This window comes from Neisseria sp. P0024.S006 (assembly GCF_051956595.1).
GTDB lineage: Bacteria > Pseudomonadota > Gammaproteobacteria > Burkholderiales > Neisseriaceae > Neisseria.
This window is the reverse complement of record NZ_JBQCXH010000001.1, coordinates 229,520-245,207: the sequence shown is the minus strand read 5'-3', so window position 1 is coordinate 245,207 and position 15,688 is coordinate 229,520. Positions and strand designations below refer to the sequence as shown.

Here is a 15,688-nt window from a genome sequence, read left to right as displayed (position 1 = left end):
AGGCCGTCTGAATTTCAGACGGCCTTTGTGTTGTCACTGGTTTGGTTTTTGTTGCTGTTTTTGATTTCTGTGGTTTATATCGTTGGTTAGTTTGTTCAGTAGCGGCGCGGTTTGAGCGTGGGCTTGGATTAAGTGGCCGTAGTCGGCCAGGCTTAATATTTCGATTGCTTGTTCGGTGGCGGATTCTAGTATTTTGATTTCGTCGCCGGTGGCTACGAAGCGGCCGATGTTGTTTTTTCGGATTTGTTGGGCTTCTAGTGTGTCGCTGACGTGGTTTACAAAATAATCGCGGGCGATGCTTAGTTTGATGCGGGCGATTTCTTGTACGGTGTCATCGGCTTGGATTTTGGTACTTTGTAGGATGAGGACTAATTCAACCATGAGGTAATTGGTACAGCAGGCAGCCCATAAGTCGGTCTCGTTGGCTGTTCCTGCTTTCAGGCGGTCGATGTACTTCAGCAGCGGGCTAGTGGCTTTGTCGATTTCGTTGATGGTCAGACCGCGACGGCTGGTTTTCATGATGGCTATCATGTGTGGGGGTATGCCGTCAAAGGTTTTGGGTTGGTACCGTTTTCTTTTTTTCATGCTGCGTCCTTGGTGTGCCATCGGCCCAATAGCTGAACCGATGGCGGATAATGCGTTCGATGATGATTTGGATGATGATCAGGGCTAATTTAATGATGGTGGGCATAATCGATCGTTTCCTGTACCCAATCTTCTTTTTGCATTGCTAGTCTTTCATAAAAGTAAACCAGAGTGTTTGACCTTTTCTGTTTGTTGTGTGACCGAACAGTGGTTTGTATGGTGTTAATTCTAAAACCGCTTTGTTTGATATTTGGTTTTCATTCCATTTGAAGATCAGTATTCCGCCGATTTCCAATACTCTGAAGCATTCAGCAAATCCTTGTTTAAGGTCATCTTGCCAGCTTTGGGTAAGCTTGCCGTATTTAAGGGCCAGCCATGATTTTTCCCCGGCGCGGATGAGATGGGGTGGATCAAAAACTATTATCTTGAAGCTGTTATCGGGGAATGGTAGGTCTCTGAAATCCAGTTTTATATCAGGGTGAATTTCCAGATGCCGGGAGTAGTTTCGATCTTTTAAAGTGTGTTCTTCATAGCGGAGGTCTCCAAATAGAGTGCGTTGGTCGTTTTTGTCAAACCACATCATGCGACTACCGCTGCAAGGGTCTAGTATTTTATGTTTCATGGTTCGTAAACCAATCCGCCGCCGATTAATTCGGGATGAGCGTCAAAATCAATACAGCCATAATCGGGATTGCACTCTTGGGCGGCTGTATTTTCGTGGTGGGCAATGGCCGGGGCGCAACCATAACCGAGTGCGGCGGCTAGGATGGCGATGATTAGTGTGTAGCGGATTTTCATTTCAGACGGCCTTTCTTAAAAATATCGGGGATTGCGTCCATTAATGATTCTGCAACCATTTCGGCGCGGTCTTGCGTTAATGCTTTAAAAATTCGGTCTTGCTTTGAGCGATTTGGAAATTTGAATTGCCATGTGGAGTTGATTGATTTAACTGTCCCACTTGCTTCGAAATGTGAATTCGGGATATTAAGCACGAATATCGATTGGTAGTTATTACGATGCTGTGTTTGAATTTTCAGCATGAGCCGGCCATATTTTGTGCGGTAGATTTTACGTTTCATTTAATCAGCCTTTCTCCATGAGCCTTTTGGCATAATTTCGGTAATATCTTCATTTGCCCATTTTTGAAATTTTTCTAATGGGACTTTGGGATAATTTTGTCCGGGTTTGACTTCTAAGCTATCGTATTGAACGGTGATGCCGTCAAAATAAATAACTTGTCGATCGTTATAAAAATCTCCTTCAAAGGGGAAGCGGATGATTTTTGGGCGTTTGGCTGAATAGACTCGGCCTGTTTTAATCTCTAAATTATTTTGCATTTCACATGCTCCCTAAATGGATGGTTTGTACTAATTCTTTTAATGCGGTTTTGACTGCTTGCTGTGGTTCGCGGTGTCCGCCGGTTCTGACGAGGTTTTCGCCGGATTCGTTGCGGATTTGGCAGCTGTAGTAGGTCAGATAGTTGGTTGTGGTGTTAGCGTTTACGTCAATTCGCAATAGGTAGGTTTCTTGAACTTGGGTAGTCATGCGGCGGCTCCTTTTGGGTTGTTGGTTTTTGCGGCTTGAGCGGCCAACCATGCGTCTATGTTGGATTCAAGCCATACTGTTACGTTGCAGGCGATTTTGAAGGGTTTGGGGAAAGTGGCGTCATAGCGGGTGTTGTCGGGGTTGCATTTCGCCCAGACAAAGGGAATGCTGACCCCTAGCTTTTCGGCGACTTGTTTGGCGCGTAGTGCGCGGTCGGTATATTTTTCTGAAGTCATGGTGGTTTCCTTTGTTTCTTGCTTCGATGTGTGAATATTAGCAAATTGCTATTGTAAATAAAATAGCAAAATGTTATTTTTTTGTATTTTATTGTTTTAAAAGGCTATTTATTTTTTATTGGAATATCAATTTGCTATCGTTGGATAAAATAAAGGCCGTCTGAATATTCAGACGGCCTTTTGCGATTATGTCCGGATTACAGGTCCAAAAAGTCGAGGGGGAGGACTTTCCAGAATTTGCCATGTACGGTTAATTGGTCGTATTCGTCCGGCAATATATCAAAATTGGATTTTGAGTAGGCGGGGTTGTCGGATGTGACGTGCAATACGCCACCTTTTCCGCGTGCGAGCCTTTTGATGTAGGTATAGCCTTGGAAGGTGATTAGATATATGCCGCTGTTGGTAAATTCGGCGGTGTCGGTTTTTATCAGGGTAATGGATCGGCGCGGAATGGTCGGTTCCATGCTGTCGCCGTCTGGCGGGCATAAGCTGACGTTTTTCAGATTGGATGTGCCAAGCAGTTCTTGTAGGGCGCTATTGGGTAATTCTATTGACCGGAGGAGGTCGGGGAATTCGGGGTTAATGTGTCCGTGGCCGCAAGATGCGGCTACGTCGTATAAATTCAATGTTGTGCTGTCATTGTTTCGAGATGAGAAGCTACCTATCGTTTGACTATCTTTATCTTCAGGCTGATCAAACCAGCCAATCGGTTTGCCTGTTTTTCTTTCGATTTCCCGAGCAGTTTCAGATTTTAATGAGCGAGGTTTGCCCGTCGTACTTGGGGTGCCATTTATCCATTGGCTGATTTGTGCGGGATTTTTCTCGATTTGTCGTGCAAGTGTGGCTTGTGATCCGTATTCGGCAATCAGGATGCGTAGCTTTTCGCGATATGTCTCTTCAATGGTTTTCATGATAATTCCTTTTTTTAAATCATAGCAAAATGCTATAAATTTAAAATACGCAAAATGCTATTGCCTAGTAATTAGCAATTTGCTAATATAGCGCCATTAGGAAAGGAATTTTATGAAGCTTAATGAATATTTCCATTCAGAAAGTATTTCTGCGGCCGCTTTTGCAAGAAAGATTAAAGCCCATGCTCCTGATGTTTTGCGTTGGGCAAATGGCCAACGAACGCCACCTGTGATTTGGTGCGTCCGTATTGAGAGCGCTACTGGTGGTGTTGTTACGCGGCGCGATTTACGCCCTGATGATTTTGCTGAAATTTGGCCTGAATTAGTTGAGGTGTGAAATGAATGGAATAGTGATCGCCGCCGTTCGTATTCTGTCGCTTTGGTGACTGTGTCTTGAAATACCCCTGATTCCGATACGCCATGTCGGGATGTTTTTCCACCTGCCTTTTCCATTAGAGGGGGGGGCAGGCTTTTTTTACGCCTAAATTTTGTATAAGGCCGTCTGAAATGAATAAATTAGACTTTAAATCTGTTGCTGATGCTGCTTTGAATGCGGTGGATAATTTGCTTGCGGAATGGTTGCCCGGCGGCAAGTATAAGGGGCATGAGTTTTTTGCGCTGAATCCGACACGCGCGGACCGTCATTTGGGTTCATTTGCGGTGAATACGCATTCGGGCGCATGGGCTGATTATGCGACTGATGATGCCGGCGGGGATCTGATCAGCCTTTATGCTTATTTGTTTACGCATGGCAATCAGGGCGATGCGCTTCGTGCTGTGGCCGAACGTTTGAATATAGGTGGCTTTGAGCCGGTGGAGCGTGTTCTTTGGGATGGTACTCCGAACTATGGTAAATCTGGTCGGGCGCGGGAAACGTGGACGCCGATTGTGCCGGTGAATGAGGCGAAATTGGGCTTTTTGCGTGGTTCGTCGTCGTTTAAATTCCGCGCTAGGGATAAGAGGGTTGACCGGCAGGCAGTTTATCGTGACGAGCAGGGCCGTCCGTTGATGGTTATCCAGCGTTTTATCGGTACTGACGGGCATAAGGAAGACCTGCCGTTTGCATGGTGCCAGAATGGCAAGGGCGAGCAGGAATGGCGTAATCGTCGTGTGCTTGAGCCTTTGCCGTTGTATGGTTTGGATGATTTGGCACGCCGCCCGAATGCGCCTGTTTTGTTGGTCGAGGGGGAGAAATGTCGGGACGCGGCGGCAAATTGCCATGATTTGGCTGATTATGTTGCGGTGTCTTGGCACGGTGGTGCAAATGGTTGGAAAAAATCCAACTGGCAGCCGCTTGCCGGCCGTAGGGTGGTGTGTTGGCCGGATTGTGATAGTCAGCGCCGAAAACGTACCAAAAAAGATGTTGAGGAGGGTTTGAGCGAATGGGATATGCCGTATTTGGATTATTTGGAACAGCCGGGTATGGCCGCGATGTTGGGTATTGCGGCGGTATTGGTTGATTTGGGCTGTTCGGTCGAAATCGCGGATATTCCACGTCCTGGCGTTTGGCCAAGTGGTTACGATATTGCTGATGTGTTGGTGGATACTGAGCCGCTTACCAGTGTTCGGGCGGTGATGTCCGCTTTGCGGACGTATCCTTTTGTGGATGATTCCGACCCGGCAATCTTCCCGCGCCCTTCTGATAATATGAGTGGGTGCGATGCACCGCACCCACAAGATCAAGGGGGCGGCGCGGGGGCGGATGTTGAACATTCGTCTGTGGGTAGCCGTGAAGGTTTGGTCATGCAGGAATTGATGGATAATTTTGCTCAAGTCGGTTTGAAGGAGCGTGTTATCTCTTTGAAAACAGGGGAGATTTTTAGTTTTCGTCAGTTGGGCAAGATTTTCGGCAAAGGGGCGGTGCTTGGTTGGTCTTATAAGGCTAAACGGCAAAAGGTTGAGGAATTTGAGGCTGAAATCATCGGTAAGCGGTTGAAGTTGGAGGCGTTGGCCAAGATTGATGATATGTTTGCGGATATGATTAACCGCTATATTTATTTGGATGGGACAACTGATGCTTTTGATATTAAGTTGGATTCGGTTGTGTCATTGGCGGCGGTAAAGGCGGCGTGGCCGGAGCAGTTTGATGATTGGTCGAAATCTCCGGCACGAATGGTATGCCCGATCTCAAATTATGTTTTTGAGCCTGATTTGCCGTGTGGAGTATCGTTTAATGATGATAATTTAGTCAATTATATCAATATGTTTCGTGGTTTACCTGTGCCTGCGGTTTTTCCGGAGGTTGAGACGGCCAAGGATGTGTCGATTGATGATTTGAAGGCGCGTTTCCCCGGGTGTAAGCATATCATTGGCTTGATTGAAAATTTATGTGCCGGCAATGGTAATAAGGCTGATGCATCTGTTGAGTGGGTTTTGAATTGGTTGGCTTGCCGCTTCCGCTGGCCTGAACGTAAGCCTGCAACAGCTTTGGTTTTCATCTCTGAAACTCAGGGGGTGGGTAAATCGACGTTCGGTGAGCGTGTTGTTAAGGGTTTGTTTGGTGATTATTTGCGCCAACTTGACCAAAATGCGCTGGAATCTCGCTTTAATGCGGTTTTGTTGTTTGCGTTGGTTACAATTTTTGAAGAGATTAGTCCGTCTGATGAGCGGATGAATATCATCGGTAAGCTTAAAAATATGATTACGAGTGATGTGATTATGGTGGAGCGCAAAGGGCGCGATGCTGAAAAACATTCGGATTATAATTCGTATATCATTTTTTCGAATGATGAGCGTTCGATACCGATTGAATCAAATGACCGTCGTTTTATGGTATCAGGTTGTAGTCGGAAATTCACGGATGATATGTATGCTAATTTGGATGCAGAATTGAAAAATGGCGGTATTGAGGAATTTGCTGCGTTTTTATGTGCTTTGCCGTTGATGTACACCAATGATCAGGGGGAGCGTGTACCGTTTAATCCGCATTCTAAGCCGTTGATGACACCAATTAAACGCCGAATGATTAATCTGAATAAGCCGGGCTGGGAGGCGTTTTTGGATGATTGGTATAATGGTGATATTGATGTGCCTTTTATTACTTGTGCAGCGGCGGATTTGTGGAAGGTTTACAAGAAATGGTGCTACGATACTAAGACTTTTAGTATGACCCAGAAGAATTTTTATTCAAATATGGCCAAGCGCTTACAAGATGTGAGAACTTGGGTTAGAATGAATGGATATGACAAGAAGCGGTTGCGTATCTTTGTGGTGCCACATAATTGGTTGCGCCCGGAAATGCAGCAGCTCTTCCCACAGCCCAACACAGATAATACTGCCCGTGATTCGGAGGATGCTGTCAGTAAGATGGATTATTACGGCAATCAGGTGGCGGAATTTAGCCGCATTTTAGAAAAGTTGTCGTTGTAATTTTGGTTTGTCCATATTTTTGATGGTTTGTCCATATTATGGGGTCTTCTGAAAGCCTTATAAACCGTGGTTTGTCCAGTTTGTCCAGATTGTCCATAGGTCAAAACCTTATACGCGCGTAATGATTTTTTCATTACGCGCTTTTTTGTGTATACATGGTTTTTTATTTTTATTTTTTACTTCCACATACGGACTTACTTAAAAAGTATGGACAAACTGGACAAACCAATAAATATAAGGCTTTTACTATGGACAACACCTTGGACAAGTATGGACAAACCAGATAAAAATTTTGAAAAATGTGGACAATCTAATTTTTGTTGGTTGTTGTTTCTTGGTTTGATATAATTTCATTCATATAAAACAAAGCTCTGCGTTAATTGATGGGGCTACAGGGTAACTGTATGGCGAGATTGATACAGGATTGAATGACAATTAATGGACTGTTGGAATATTGGGCAGATTGGTGTTTAGGCCGGTTTGATTCTTCAGGTAGGTGTTCGAGTAAATTAAATGCGTTGATGGCTTCTGGGGTGTCGTTGCCCGGTAGTTCAAACGCTTTTTCGCAAATCCCATATGGTATTGATGGCGATGCGGTTGCGATGACTGTTGATCGGTATGTTTCTAGGTTGTCGCCGGTGCCCGCGGCGGTGGTGCGGGTTGAGTTTTTAACGGTTGGTAATCAGTTGGAAAAAGCGGCTAATGTATCGCAGCAGTGTGGGGCGGTTGTCAGTCATCAAAACTACCGTGTGACACTGCACCGGACAATCAAGAAACTTGAGGCTAATCCTGAAATTGCATTTTTATTGAGAAAATTGTCTTGACGGGTTGTAACATTTGATGTTTAATTATGACAAACTGTGGTTTACGTGCGTAACGAGACCACAGTTTTTTTATTGTCATTACCCGTATAGGCCGTCTGAACCGCCATTCAGACGGCCGTTTCTTTGGGGTGGATATGATAAAGATTAAAGCGGATGCCCGCGAAACCGTGCGCTGGTTTGATAATGTGCAGAAAAAACAATTGCCGTTTGCGTGTAGTCGAGCTTTAAACGCCGTGGCAAAAGACGTTAAGACCGCCGAACAAACGGAAATGAAGTCGGTCTTTGCTGCACCGAAAGCTTATACCGTGAATTCGGTTTTCGTCCGAAAGTATGCGCGTAAGGCTGATTTAACCGCTGTTGTCGATTTTAAAGACGGTGGCCGTGGGCGCAGTGCTGCTAAATATCTTGCGGCGCAAATCGAAGGCGGAAGCCGTCGGCAGAAAGCGGTGGAATCGTTATTGATTGGCCGTGGGTTAATGCCTGCCGGAATGAAGATTGTTCCGGCTGCGGTCAAGCTGGATCAGTACGGTAACATAACGCTTGGCACGTTCAGGCGCTTGGTTGCCGGCGTGGTGGCGGGTACGCACTTTGCGCTACATCGTCAGCATGGCAAGCTTGAGCCTGGGCTTTATCAGCGTAGTAAGCGTGGCAAGGTTAAGCCCTTGCTGATTTATGTGAGTGGTGCCAGCTATGGTAAGCGATTTAAATACTTTGAAACGGCAGAACGTACAGTTCAGTCCAAGTATCGTCAACACTTCGATAGAGAGTTGGCAAATGCTGTGGCAACCGCCCGTTAGGTACTTCCGCCGTCGCTGAACACGCGAGTGATTCGCGCCGCGTTTTTTGTGAAGCGACAGGGGGTGTTAGCTTCCTTACTTGGTTTTGTTCCGATGATTTTTGTGTGTGATGTGAGTTTTATGGGTGGCCTTTGTCCACCCAGTTTTTTTTAGTGTGTTTCAGACGGCCTGTCATTTTTGAATGTGTTGATATTGGGTCTGGTGGCAAGCCGTCTGAAGTGCATTTTTAGGACTTGGATATGCTGGTTAATAAAAGGCAGTTGTCCGAGATTTTAGGCGTGTCCGAACGGTCGTTGACGGATTGGCAGAAAGAGGGTTTACCCGTTGCCAGCTATGCCGACAATCGAGGACAGGCAAACGAATACGAAAGCAGTGAAGTTATCCGCTGGATGGTTCAGCGTGAAATTGAGCGACTGAACAAAGAGAAGCCGCGCGATAGACTGGACAGGCTTAAGGCTGATGCGATTGAGCTTGATATTAAAGAGAGAACGGGCGAACTTGCTCCGGCCGCGTTGTTTGAGCGCGCTTGGTCGGATCATATACTTGCTGCCCGTACCGAATTTTTAACGATGCCTGATATTTTGGCCACCGAATTGAGCGCGACGGCTGGCGTTGAAATCGACCCAGATGCCATTGCCGCCCATATTTACCGAGCGCTTGATAAGCTGGCGAACTACGGAGCCGATGACGATGCAGACAGCGACAGCAACGATGCAAGTGCAGATGGCTGATACCGTGTTGCGCGTGTTGCGGCAGGCATGCCAGAAATGGCGTCCGCCGCGTAAGGTAAAAACACGTGACTGGGCGAATAAGTACCGCTACTTGTCGAGTATTGAAGCAGCCCGACCCGGTAAATACGTTTTGGGCGTTACGCCATATCTTGAGTGGGAAAACAGCCCGCTTGACGCTCTTGATGATCCAAATGTACAAGTGATTTGCTGCCAAAAATCCGCGCAAGTCGCATGGACTTCCGGTGTATTGGGTAACTTCTTGGGCAAGACAATCGACACCGACCCTAGCCCAATACTGGTGCTATTCCCGAAAGAGGGTGCGGCCAAGGAGTACATGGACGAGAAGTTCACGCCGATGGTAGAGGCTACACCTGCCCTGCGTGAAAAAGTCGATACCCGTGCCCGCGTGCAAGGGCAAAGGCAGCTATTTAAGAAATTCCCTGGCGGTTTCCTTAAGCTGGTGGGTTCAAACAGCCCTGCCAGCGTGAAATCGTCGCCGGTGCCGATTGTGTGTGTGGAAGAACCTGACGACTGTAACCTAAACCTACGGGGGCAGGGCGACAGTATCAAGTTGGCAAAGGAGCGAACAAAAACCTACCGCCGTCCGAAAATTATTTTAGGCGGCACACCAACTATTGCAGGCGTATCAACCATAGCGGCTGAAATGGAGCTATCCGATAAACGCGTTGGTATGGTGCCATGCCATGAATGTGGCGAAGCGCACGCTTTGAGTTTTGACTACTTAAGCTGTGATGAAGATCCGAACGGCAACCATCCCGTTTTCGGCAAGAAATTGCCTGAAACTGCACACTACACCTGCCCGCATTGTGGCAGTGTGTGGAACGATATGCAGAAAAACCGCAACGTGAAGCGCGGCTGGTGGCAAGCTACCGCCCCATTTCATGGCACCGCTGGTTTTTATCTGAACGAGCTTTACAGTCCGTTTCCCGGCAGTGTCTTTTCCGAATTAATGAAAAAATGGCTCACCGCTCAGTATGAGATGGATAACGGCGATGTCGCTCCAATGATTGCATTTGTCAATTCATCAATTGGAATTCCGTTTGAAATGACGAACGACGGTGTTAAAGAGGATGAGCTGGCTGAGCGTGCCGAAGACTACCCGGAAAATACCGTACCACGTGGTGGCCTGTTGTTGACAATGGGTGTTGACGTACAGCACGACCGATTGGCTATTATTATTCGCGCCTGGGGGCGCGGTGAGGAAAGCTGGTTGGTTTGGTGGGGTGAGATACACGGCAATACCGTTGACCCTAAATCAGACGTTTGGCGCAAGCTGGCGGAAATGATTTTTCAGACAGTCTACCGGCATGAAAGTGGTGCCGGTATGAAGATTGCCGCGGTGTCTATTGATAGTTCAGACGGCAATACGTCTGATGCGGTTTATGGTTTCGTACGCGCCTGCCGCGGTTATAAGAATATCAATGTAATGGCTGTGAAGGGTAGTTCGAACCCGGATAAAGAGATTTTCAGCCGCGCCCGTGCGATTGATCTGAAACACAAAAACACCAAGGCCGACAAATTCGGCGTACAGGTGTATAGCGTTGGGGTGAGCCGTGCTAAAGACCTGCTGATTGATGAGCATGCCCGAATTAATTTAGAAGGTAGCGGCGCCGGCCGTATGCACTTTTATTCAGGCGTCCGCGCCGATTACTGCAGCCAGTTGTTGTCTGAAATCAAAGTGCCGAGCCGGATGAATAAGCACAAAAAAGTGTGGCAGAAAAAAGTAGGAGTGCGAAACGAAGCGTTAGACTGCGAAGTGTACGCACTTCATGCCGCCCGTTCGCTGGGTACGCATACCATGTCTGCCGCGCGGTGGGCGTTGTATGAATCGGCCTTGTTGCAATCCGAACTGTTTTCAGAACCGAAAGCTGAAGCTGATCAGGTTGTTGGATCTGAAACCGGCCACAAAAACAGCAGCGGTTATTCGGCCGTGAACCGTCGCAAGCGTGGCAGCAATTTTGCAACTAATTTTTAAAATCGTATCCTGATTGCGTAGAATGTCAGGCAACTTCACAGGGATAAGCAGCCTATGTTTCTGTGTCGGAATATTGCTGCCGGGGATTTATTCGCCTCGTTAGACAGTTAGGATATGACAGCCGGAAAGACGGCTTTTAAATCATTGACACGTCGGCGGTGGCACTGCACGACGGTGAAGGACCGAGGCCGGAGAGATGTAGCCGGTACAGTCTGTAAACAGCCCGGCGGTGGCGCGTCGTTAGCAAAGGCAACTGCTACTGTTACTCTCAACCGCCGCCCGGCCTGTAAGTTATGCTTACAGGTTAGGGTGGTTTATAACCGCTTAAAACTATGAAAACCGAAATTTTAGACTACATCCGCGCCCATCCCGGCTGCACTTCTACCAGTGTTAATAAAGCAGTGAGAGAAGATCGAAGCTGGGCAGATTGGATTAATACGCGCAACGATATAGACAACCTGATTAAAGAAGGGTTGGTCAGATCGAGCGAAGAAAACGGTATCACTTTATTTTATTTAACGGATAAGGCCGTCTGAAATGACTATCCAGCAAATCACTGCCGATCAGCGTGAACAGCAGTACATCGCCGAATTGGATGATGCCCGTGAAATCTTGCAGGTGCTTAAAAACGCCTATAAGGAACATGCTACCGGCCGTGGCTTAACCAAGCGCTACAAAATTAAAGACCGTGAAATGGAGTTTGTCGATTTGGCAGATTTGCTGAAGCAAATCCGCTATTGGGAAAACGAAGTTCGGAAATTTGAAGCTGCATTAGGTTTTTCGGCTAGGCGTAGTGGCCGTATTATCTGCCGATTTTAGGAATACACCATGCCAACAAACAACCCAACCGTGCAAAAGCGCGGTTTTTTTGCGCGTATGTTCGGGCGCAAACGGCCGGAGCAGCCCCAGCAGGGTAATCGCCGCAATTTTGCCGGTGCAGGCCGTTTGGGTGCGTTGCAATCGTGGCAGCCGCAAAACTGGTCGGCTGATGCTTTGGCGCAATCTGATTTAGACCGGTTGCGGGCGCGCGCCCGTAGCTTGGCGCGAGATAACGACTATATGCGGAAATTCTTGCAAATGGTCGAAAGCAACATTATTGGGCGCGAAGGTTTTGCATTACAGATGCGGGTGCCGATGGACAACAGCAACAGTCCCGACGGTATCGCAAATCGTGTAATTGAAACGGCGTTTTCCCGCTGGGTACGGCGCGGTGTGTGTGATGTCACTGGATTGTTGTCATTTGCTGATTTGCAACGCCTTTTGGTGCGTTCGGTAGCGCGTGACGGTGAAGCGTTAGTGCGTCATATCTGGGGATTTGGGAACGACTACGGTTATGCCTTGCAGGTTCTCGATATTGACCGTTTGGATACAGGTTTCAGCCGTGATCGGACGGACAATCTTAACGCGGTACGCATGGGTGTGGAGCTTAATGAATACAGTCGCCCGGTGGCTTATTGGTTGCGCACCAGCCATCCCGGCGAGCGCGGTCAGATTTCATCCAGCCCAAATCTGCGTGAGCGGGTGCCGGCAGATGAGATCAGTCATATTTACCTGCACGACCGCCCGGAACAGCGACGCGGCTTCCCGTGGGTTGCTTCAGCGATTGTCGGGCTGCAAAACTTGGGCGGTTACCAGGAAGCGGCGATTATTGCGGCGCGTATCGGTGCGTCAAAGATGGGTTTTTTCAAGCAAACCGAAGAATCTGACAGCTTTATGCCGCCAATCGATGGGCAAGAAGTGAATAACGGGCATGGCGGTGTTGATTTAATCGATACGGTTGAACCTGGGACGTTCCATGAGTTGCCCCAGGGGTACGATTTCACTCCTTTTAATCCAGATTATCCCCATGCGAATTATGATGCTTTCGTTAAAGCAAGTTTACGCGGTTTGGCGAGCGGATTAGGGGTTTCGTATCACTCGCTGGCAAACGATTTGGAGGGTGTTAACTTTTCCAGCATCCGTAGCGGTACCCTTGAGGAACGTGACGCGTGGATGTCGTTGCAGAACTGGTTTGCCGAAAGCTTTTTGTATGACGTTTTCGACCGTTGGATTGAATCGGCGTTGCTTATGGGGGCGATTAAGTTGCCTAGCGGTAAAGCATTGCCGCCTGCCAAGCTGGATAAGTTTAAAAACTACCAATGGCAAGGTCGCCGCTGGTCGTGGGTTGACCCGTTGAAGGATATTAAAACTCACGAAGCAGCTGTATCGCTGGCGGTTAAATCACGGCGCGATATTTGTGCCGAAATGGGCTTGGATTTTGATGATGTGCTGGCTCAAATCGAGCAGGAAAACGTGCTGATGGCCGAAAAAGGCATTATCTCAACTGTAAGCAATTCCGCTGCGGCGGTAGAGGAAACACCAAATGACGAAACACAATAAACCAGATAAAGCAGATATGCAAAACATGAGCCGATTTGCCGTATTCGAGCGTGAAACGGTGAATACCGAAAATCGTACGGTCGAAGTGGCATTTTCGAGTGAGGAGCCGGTAAAACGCTGGTTCGGCGATGAAGTATTAAGCCACGCGCCCGGCGCGTGTGATTTGAGCCGTTTAAACGATGGCGGCGCGGTGCTGTTTAATCATGCTTGGGATAAGCATATCGGCGTAATTGAACGCGCTTGGATTGATTCCGACAAAAAGGGCCGTGCATTAATCCGATTTGGTAATAGCGCCCGTGCCGCGGAAAAGTGGCAGGACGTGCAAGACGGCATCCTGCGCCATATTAGTGTTGGCTACCGTGTTAATGATATGGCATTAGATAATCCCGAAGCTGATTATGATGATTATCGCTACATTGTTACCAGCTGGGAGCCATACGAAATCAGTTTTGTAACCGTGCCTGCCGATACTACGGTTGGTGTTGGACGCAGTAACACGCCTGAAGTAACACAATTGCCGGTGGAACCGGAAACCCAAAATCCTGAACCTATTGAAAAAGGAAACCGTAACATGGATAAAACCCAAAATAAGCCGGCAGTTGTACCTGCCGAACCAACCGATACCGCTGAACGCGGCATGCAAGCCGAACGCAGCCGTGTAAGTGAATTGCTGGCGATTGGCCGTGCATATGCGGCGCATGGTGGCATTGAGGCCGCCGAAAAAGTGATTGCAAGCGGCGGTAATGAAGCGAATTTGCGCGCGGTCATCATGGAAAACATGAAAACGCCCACTACCGTAACATCGGACAGCATCGGTATGAACGCTACCGAAAAACGTGAATTTTCGTTGCTGCGAGCAATGGAAGCCGCGGCCACTGGTAAGTGGGAAAAAGCAGGTTTGGAGCGTGAAGTATCTGCTGAGTTGGAAAAACAGCATGGTCGTAGCGCAACCGGCTTCTTCGTGCCTACTGATCTGATGGCACGTGCATACAGCAAAGGCAATGCAGCCAACGGCGGCAACACTATTGCTACTGATTTCCGTGATGACTTGTTTATCGATCTGCTGCGCAACCGTCTTGCTACCGCCCAACTGGGCGCTACCGTATTGGATGGCTTGGTTGGTGATATTACTATCCCGAAACAGCTGACCGGTAATAGCGTAACTTGGGTGGATGAAAACGGCCAAGCCAGCGATAGCAATGCCACATTTGGCCAAATTGGCTTGAAACCTAAAACCGTTACTGCCAATACCGAATTAAGCCGCAAATTCATGCTGCAATCGTCTTTGTCGGCTGAACAATTTGCACGTAATGAATTGCTCCAGGCCATGATGTTGGGTATCGATTTGGCAGCCATCAACGGTAGCGGCACGTCGAATCAACCTACAGGCATTCTGAATACATCCGGTATTGGCGCGGTAGCCATCGGTACCAACGGTGGCGCGTTGACTTGGCAGCATATCGTTGCGTTGGAAACATCCATTGCCGCCGCAAACGCAGATTTGGGCAACTTGGCATACCTGACCAACACCAAGGTGCGCGGTGCGCTGAAAACTACTCTGAAATCCGAAGGCGTGAGTGGTTATATTTGGCAAGACGGCGATACTCCGTTGAATGGCTACCGCTGCGCAGTATCCAATCAAGTGCCGAGCAACCTGACTAAGGGTTCTGCGGCGGGTAAATGCAGCCCTCTGATTTTTGGTAATTGGGCTGACCTGATGATTGCCCATTGGGGTGTTTTGGATGTGATTGTTGATCCGTACACCAAGGGTAAGCAAGGTGCGGTGGTGATTACTGTTCTGCAGGATGTCGATATTGCTGTACGCAATGCCGAATCTTTTGCGGCAGTGAAAGATATTGTGACCGCCTAAGTAGTTTAATCAAGAAATGCCTGTCTGTAAGGTTTCAGACAGGCATTTGTGTTTAAATCATTGGAGTTTGAAATGGCAAAAGTACAAATTATCCCGCGCCGTTCTTTTTTCTTGGGCGATATGCTGCTGAATGAGTCGGAGGTGGCAGTCGTTGAAGAAGCGGATGTAGGTCATCTGATTAAAAGCGGCTGGGTTGATCTGGTAGAAGACGGTGGCGGTGGTGAATCCAAACCGGCGGCCGGCAAGAAATCTGGTGGTAAAAAAGTACCGTCCAAAGTGAGTGAAACAGACGGTCAACGCGAAGGCGAAACAGACGGCCAACGCGAAGGCGAAACAGACGGCCAACGCGAAGGCGAAACAGACGGCCAACGCGAAGGCGAAACAGACGGCCAACGCGAAGGCGAAACAGACGGCCAACGCGAAGGCGAAACAGACGGCCAACGCG

Annotated in this window: 20 protein-coding genes; 11 read left to right on the top strand and 9 right to left on the bottom strand. The window is 48.0% G+C overall.

The features are described from left to right. Nucleotides 1-33: 33 nt before the first annotated feature. The 9 genes from ACTHUF_RS01225 to ACTHUF_RS01185 form a co-directional block, all read right to left on the bottom strand. Nucleotides 34-585 carry a hypothetical protein gene (locus ACTHUF_RS01225; RefSeq protein ID WP_159068724.1) on the bottom strand — a complete coding sequence of 184 codons (552 nt, stop codon included), beginning with the start codon at nucleotides 583-585 and terminating at the stop codon, nucleotides 34-36. Further along, a complete protein-coding gene (locus ACTHUF_RS01220; RefSeq protein ID WP_159068723.1) occupies nucleotides 548-691 on the bottom strand; it encodes a hypothetical protein in 144 nt (47 codons plus the stop codon). Before ACTHUF_RS01220 ends, ACTHUF_RS01225 begins: the two co-directional genes overlap by 38 nt. Nucleotides 692-730: 39 nt before the next feature. After that, a complete protein-coding gene (locus ACTHUF_RS01215) occupies nucleotides 731-1,168 on the bottom strand; it encodes a methyltransferase domain-containing protein (RefSeq protein WP_223168786.1) in 438 nt (145 codons plus the stop codon). Nucleotides 1,169-1,203: 35 nt separating this feature from the next. Next, complete coding sequence (locus ACTHUF_RS01210) at nucleotides 1,204-1,383, bottom strand: hypothetical protein (RefSeq protein WP_107696883.1); 180 nt, start codon at nucleotides 1,381-1,383, stop codon at nucleotides 1,204-1,206. Further along, nucleotides 1,380-1,664 carry a hypothetical protein gene (locus ACTHUF_RS01205; protein ID WP_049343814.1) on the bottom strand — a complete coding sequence of 95 codons (285 nt, stop codon included), beginning with the start codon at nucleotides 1,662-1,664 and terminating at the stop codon, nucleotides 1,380-1,382. The genes ACTHUF_RS01210 and ACTHUF_RS01205 overlap by 4 nt, the downstream gene beginning before the upstream one ends. Continuing rightward, on the bottom strand, nucleotides 1,665-1,922 hold the full coding sequence (locus tag ACTHUF_RS01200) for a hypothetical protein (RefSeq protein ID WP_107696882.1): 258 nt from the start codon (nucleotides 1,920-1,922) through the stop codon (nucleotides 1,665-1,667). Between the two features lies 1 nt (nucleotide 1,923). Further along, complete coding sequence (locus tag ACTHUF_RS01195; RefSeq protein WP_049343811.1) at nucleotides 1,924-2,130, bottom strand: hypothetical protein; 207 nt, start codon at nucleotides 2,128-2,130, stop codon at nucleotides 1,924-1,926. Continuing rightward, the gene (locus tag ACTHUF_RS01190; protein ID WP_049343809.1) at nucleotides 2,127-2,366 is read right to left on the bottom strand and encodes a helix-turn-helix transcriptional regulator; all 240 of its coding nucleotides are present in this window, start codon (nucleotides 2,364-2,366) and stop codon (nucleotides 2,127-2,129) included. The genes ACTHUF_RS01195 and ACTHUF_RS01190 overlap by 4 nt, the downstream gene beginning before the upstream one ends. A 197-nt stretch (nucleotides 2,367-2,563) precedes the next feature. After that, entirely contained in the window at nucleotides 2,564-3,277 is a 714-nt protein-coding gene (locus ACTHUF_RS01185) for a S24 family peptidase (RefSeq protein ID WP_107696881.1), read from the bottom strand. 112 nt (nucleotides 3,278-3,389) lie between these two features. On the opposite strand from ACTHUF_RS01185, the gene ACTHUF_RS01180 reads away from it, so the two are divergent. The 11 genes from ACTHUF_RS01180 to ACTHUF_RS01130 all read left to right on the top strand — a co-directional run. Then, nucleotides 3,390-3,614 (top strand): transcriptional regulator, encoded by a 225-nt coding sequence (locus ACTHUF_RS01180; protein ID WP_070826981.1) that lies wholly within the window; start codon nucleotides 3,390-3,392, stop codon nucleotides 3,612-3,614. Nucleotides 3,615-3,784: 170 nt separating this feature from the next. Continuing rightward, nucleotides 3,785-6,646, top strand: coding sequence for a DUF5906 domain-containing protein (locus ACTHUF_RS01175; RefSeq protein WP_107696880.1), 2,862 nt, complete (start codon nucleotides 3,785-3,787; stop codon nucleotides 6,644-6,646). Nucleotides 6,647-7,074: 428 nt separating this feature from the next. Beyond that, on the top strand, nucleotides 7,075-7,470 hold the full coding sequence (locus ACTHUF_RS01170) for a hypothetical protein (protein ID WP_107696879.1): 396 nt from the start codon (nucleotides 7,075-7,077) through the stop codon (nucleotides 7,468-7,470). Nucleotides 7,471-7,604: 134 nt separating this feature from the next. Next, on the top strand, nucleotides 7,605-8,267 hold the full coding sequence (locus tag ACTHUF_RS01165) for a hypothetical protein (RefSeq protein WP_107696878.1): 663 nt from the start codon (nucleotides 7,605-7,607) through the stop codon (nucleotides 8,265-8,267). A gap of 239 nt (nucleotides 8,268-8,506) precedes the next feature. Next, complete coding sequence (locus ACTHUF_RS01160; protein ID WP_049343666.1) at nucleotides 8,507-8,998, top strand: terminase small subunit; 492 nt, start codon at nucleotides 8,507-8,509, stop codon at nucleotides 8,996-8,998. 91 nt (nucleotides 8,999-9,089) lie between these two features. After that, entirely contained in the window at nucleotides 9,090-10,994 is a 1,905-nt protein-coding gene (locus tag ACTHUF_RS01155) for a phage terminase large subunit family protein (protein ID WP_440406762.1), read from the top strand. A 332-nt stretch (nucleotides 10,995-11,326) separates the two neighbouring features. Then, a complete protein-coding gene (locus ACTHUF_RS01150; RefSeq protein ID WP_107696876.1) occupies nucleotides 11,327-11,530 on the top strand; it encodes a hypothetical protein in 204 nt (67 codons plus the stop codon). A gap of 1 nt (nucleotide 11,531) precedes the next feature. Continuing rightward, nucleotides 11,532-11,813 (top strand): hypothetical protein, encoded by a 282-nt coding sequence (locus ACTHUF_RS01145; protein WP_107696875.1) that lies wholly within the window; start codon nucleotides 11,532-11,534, stop codon nucleotides 11,811-11,813. Nucleotides 11,814-11,822: 9 nt separating this feature from the next. Beyond that, a complete protein-coding gene (locus ACTHUF_RS01140) occupies nucleotides 11,823-13,373 on the top strand; it encodes a phage portal protein (RefSeq protein ID WP_107696874.1) in 1,551 nt (516 codons plus the stop codon). Then, nucleotides 13,357-15,243, top strand: a complete 1,887-nt coding sequence (locus tag ACTHUF_RS01135; RefSeq protein WP_049343655.1) for a phage major capsid protein — start codon at nucleotides 13,357-13,359, stop codon at nucleotides 15,241-15,243. The genes ACTHUF_RS01140 and ACTHUF_RS01135 overlap by 17 nt, the downstream gene beginning before the upstream one ends. Nucleotides 15,244-15,315: 72 nt before the next feature. Then, a partial coding sequence (locus tag ACTHUF_RS01130) for a hypothetical protein (RefSeq protein WP_440406759.1) occupies nucleotides 15,316-15,688 on the top strand: 373 nt, incomplete at its 3' end.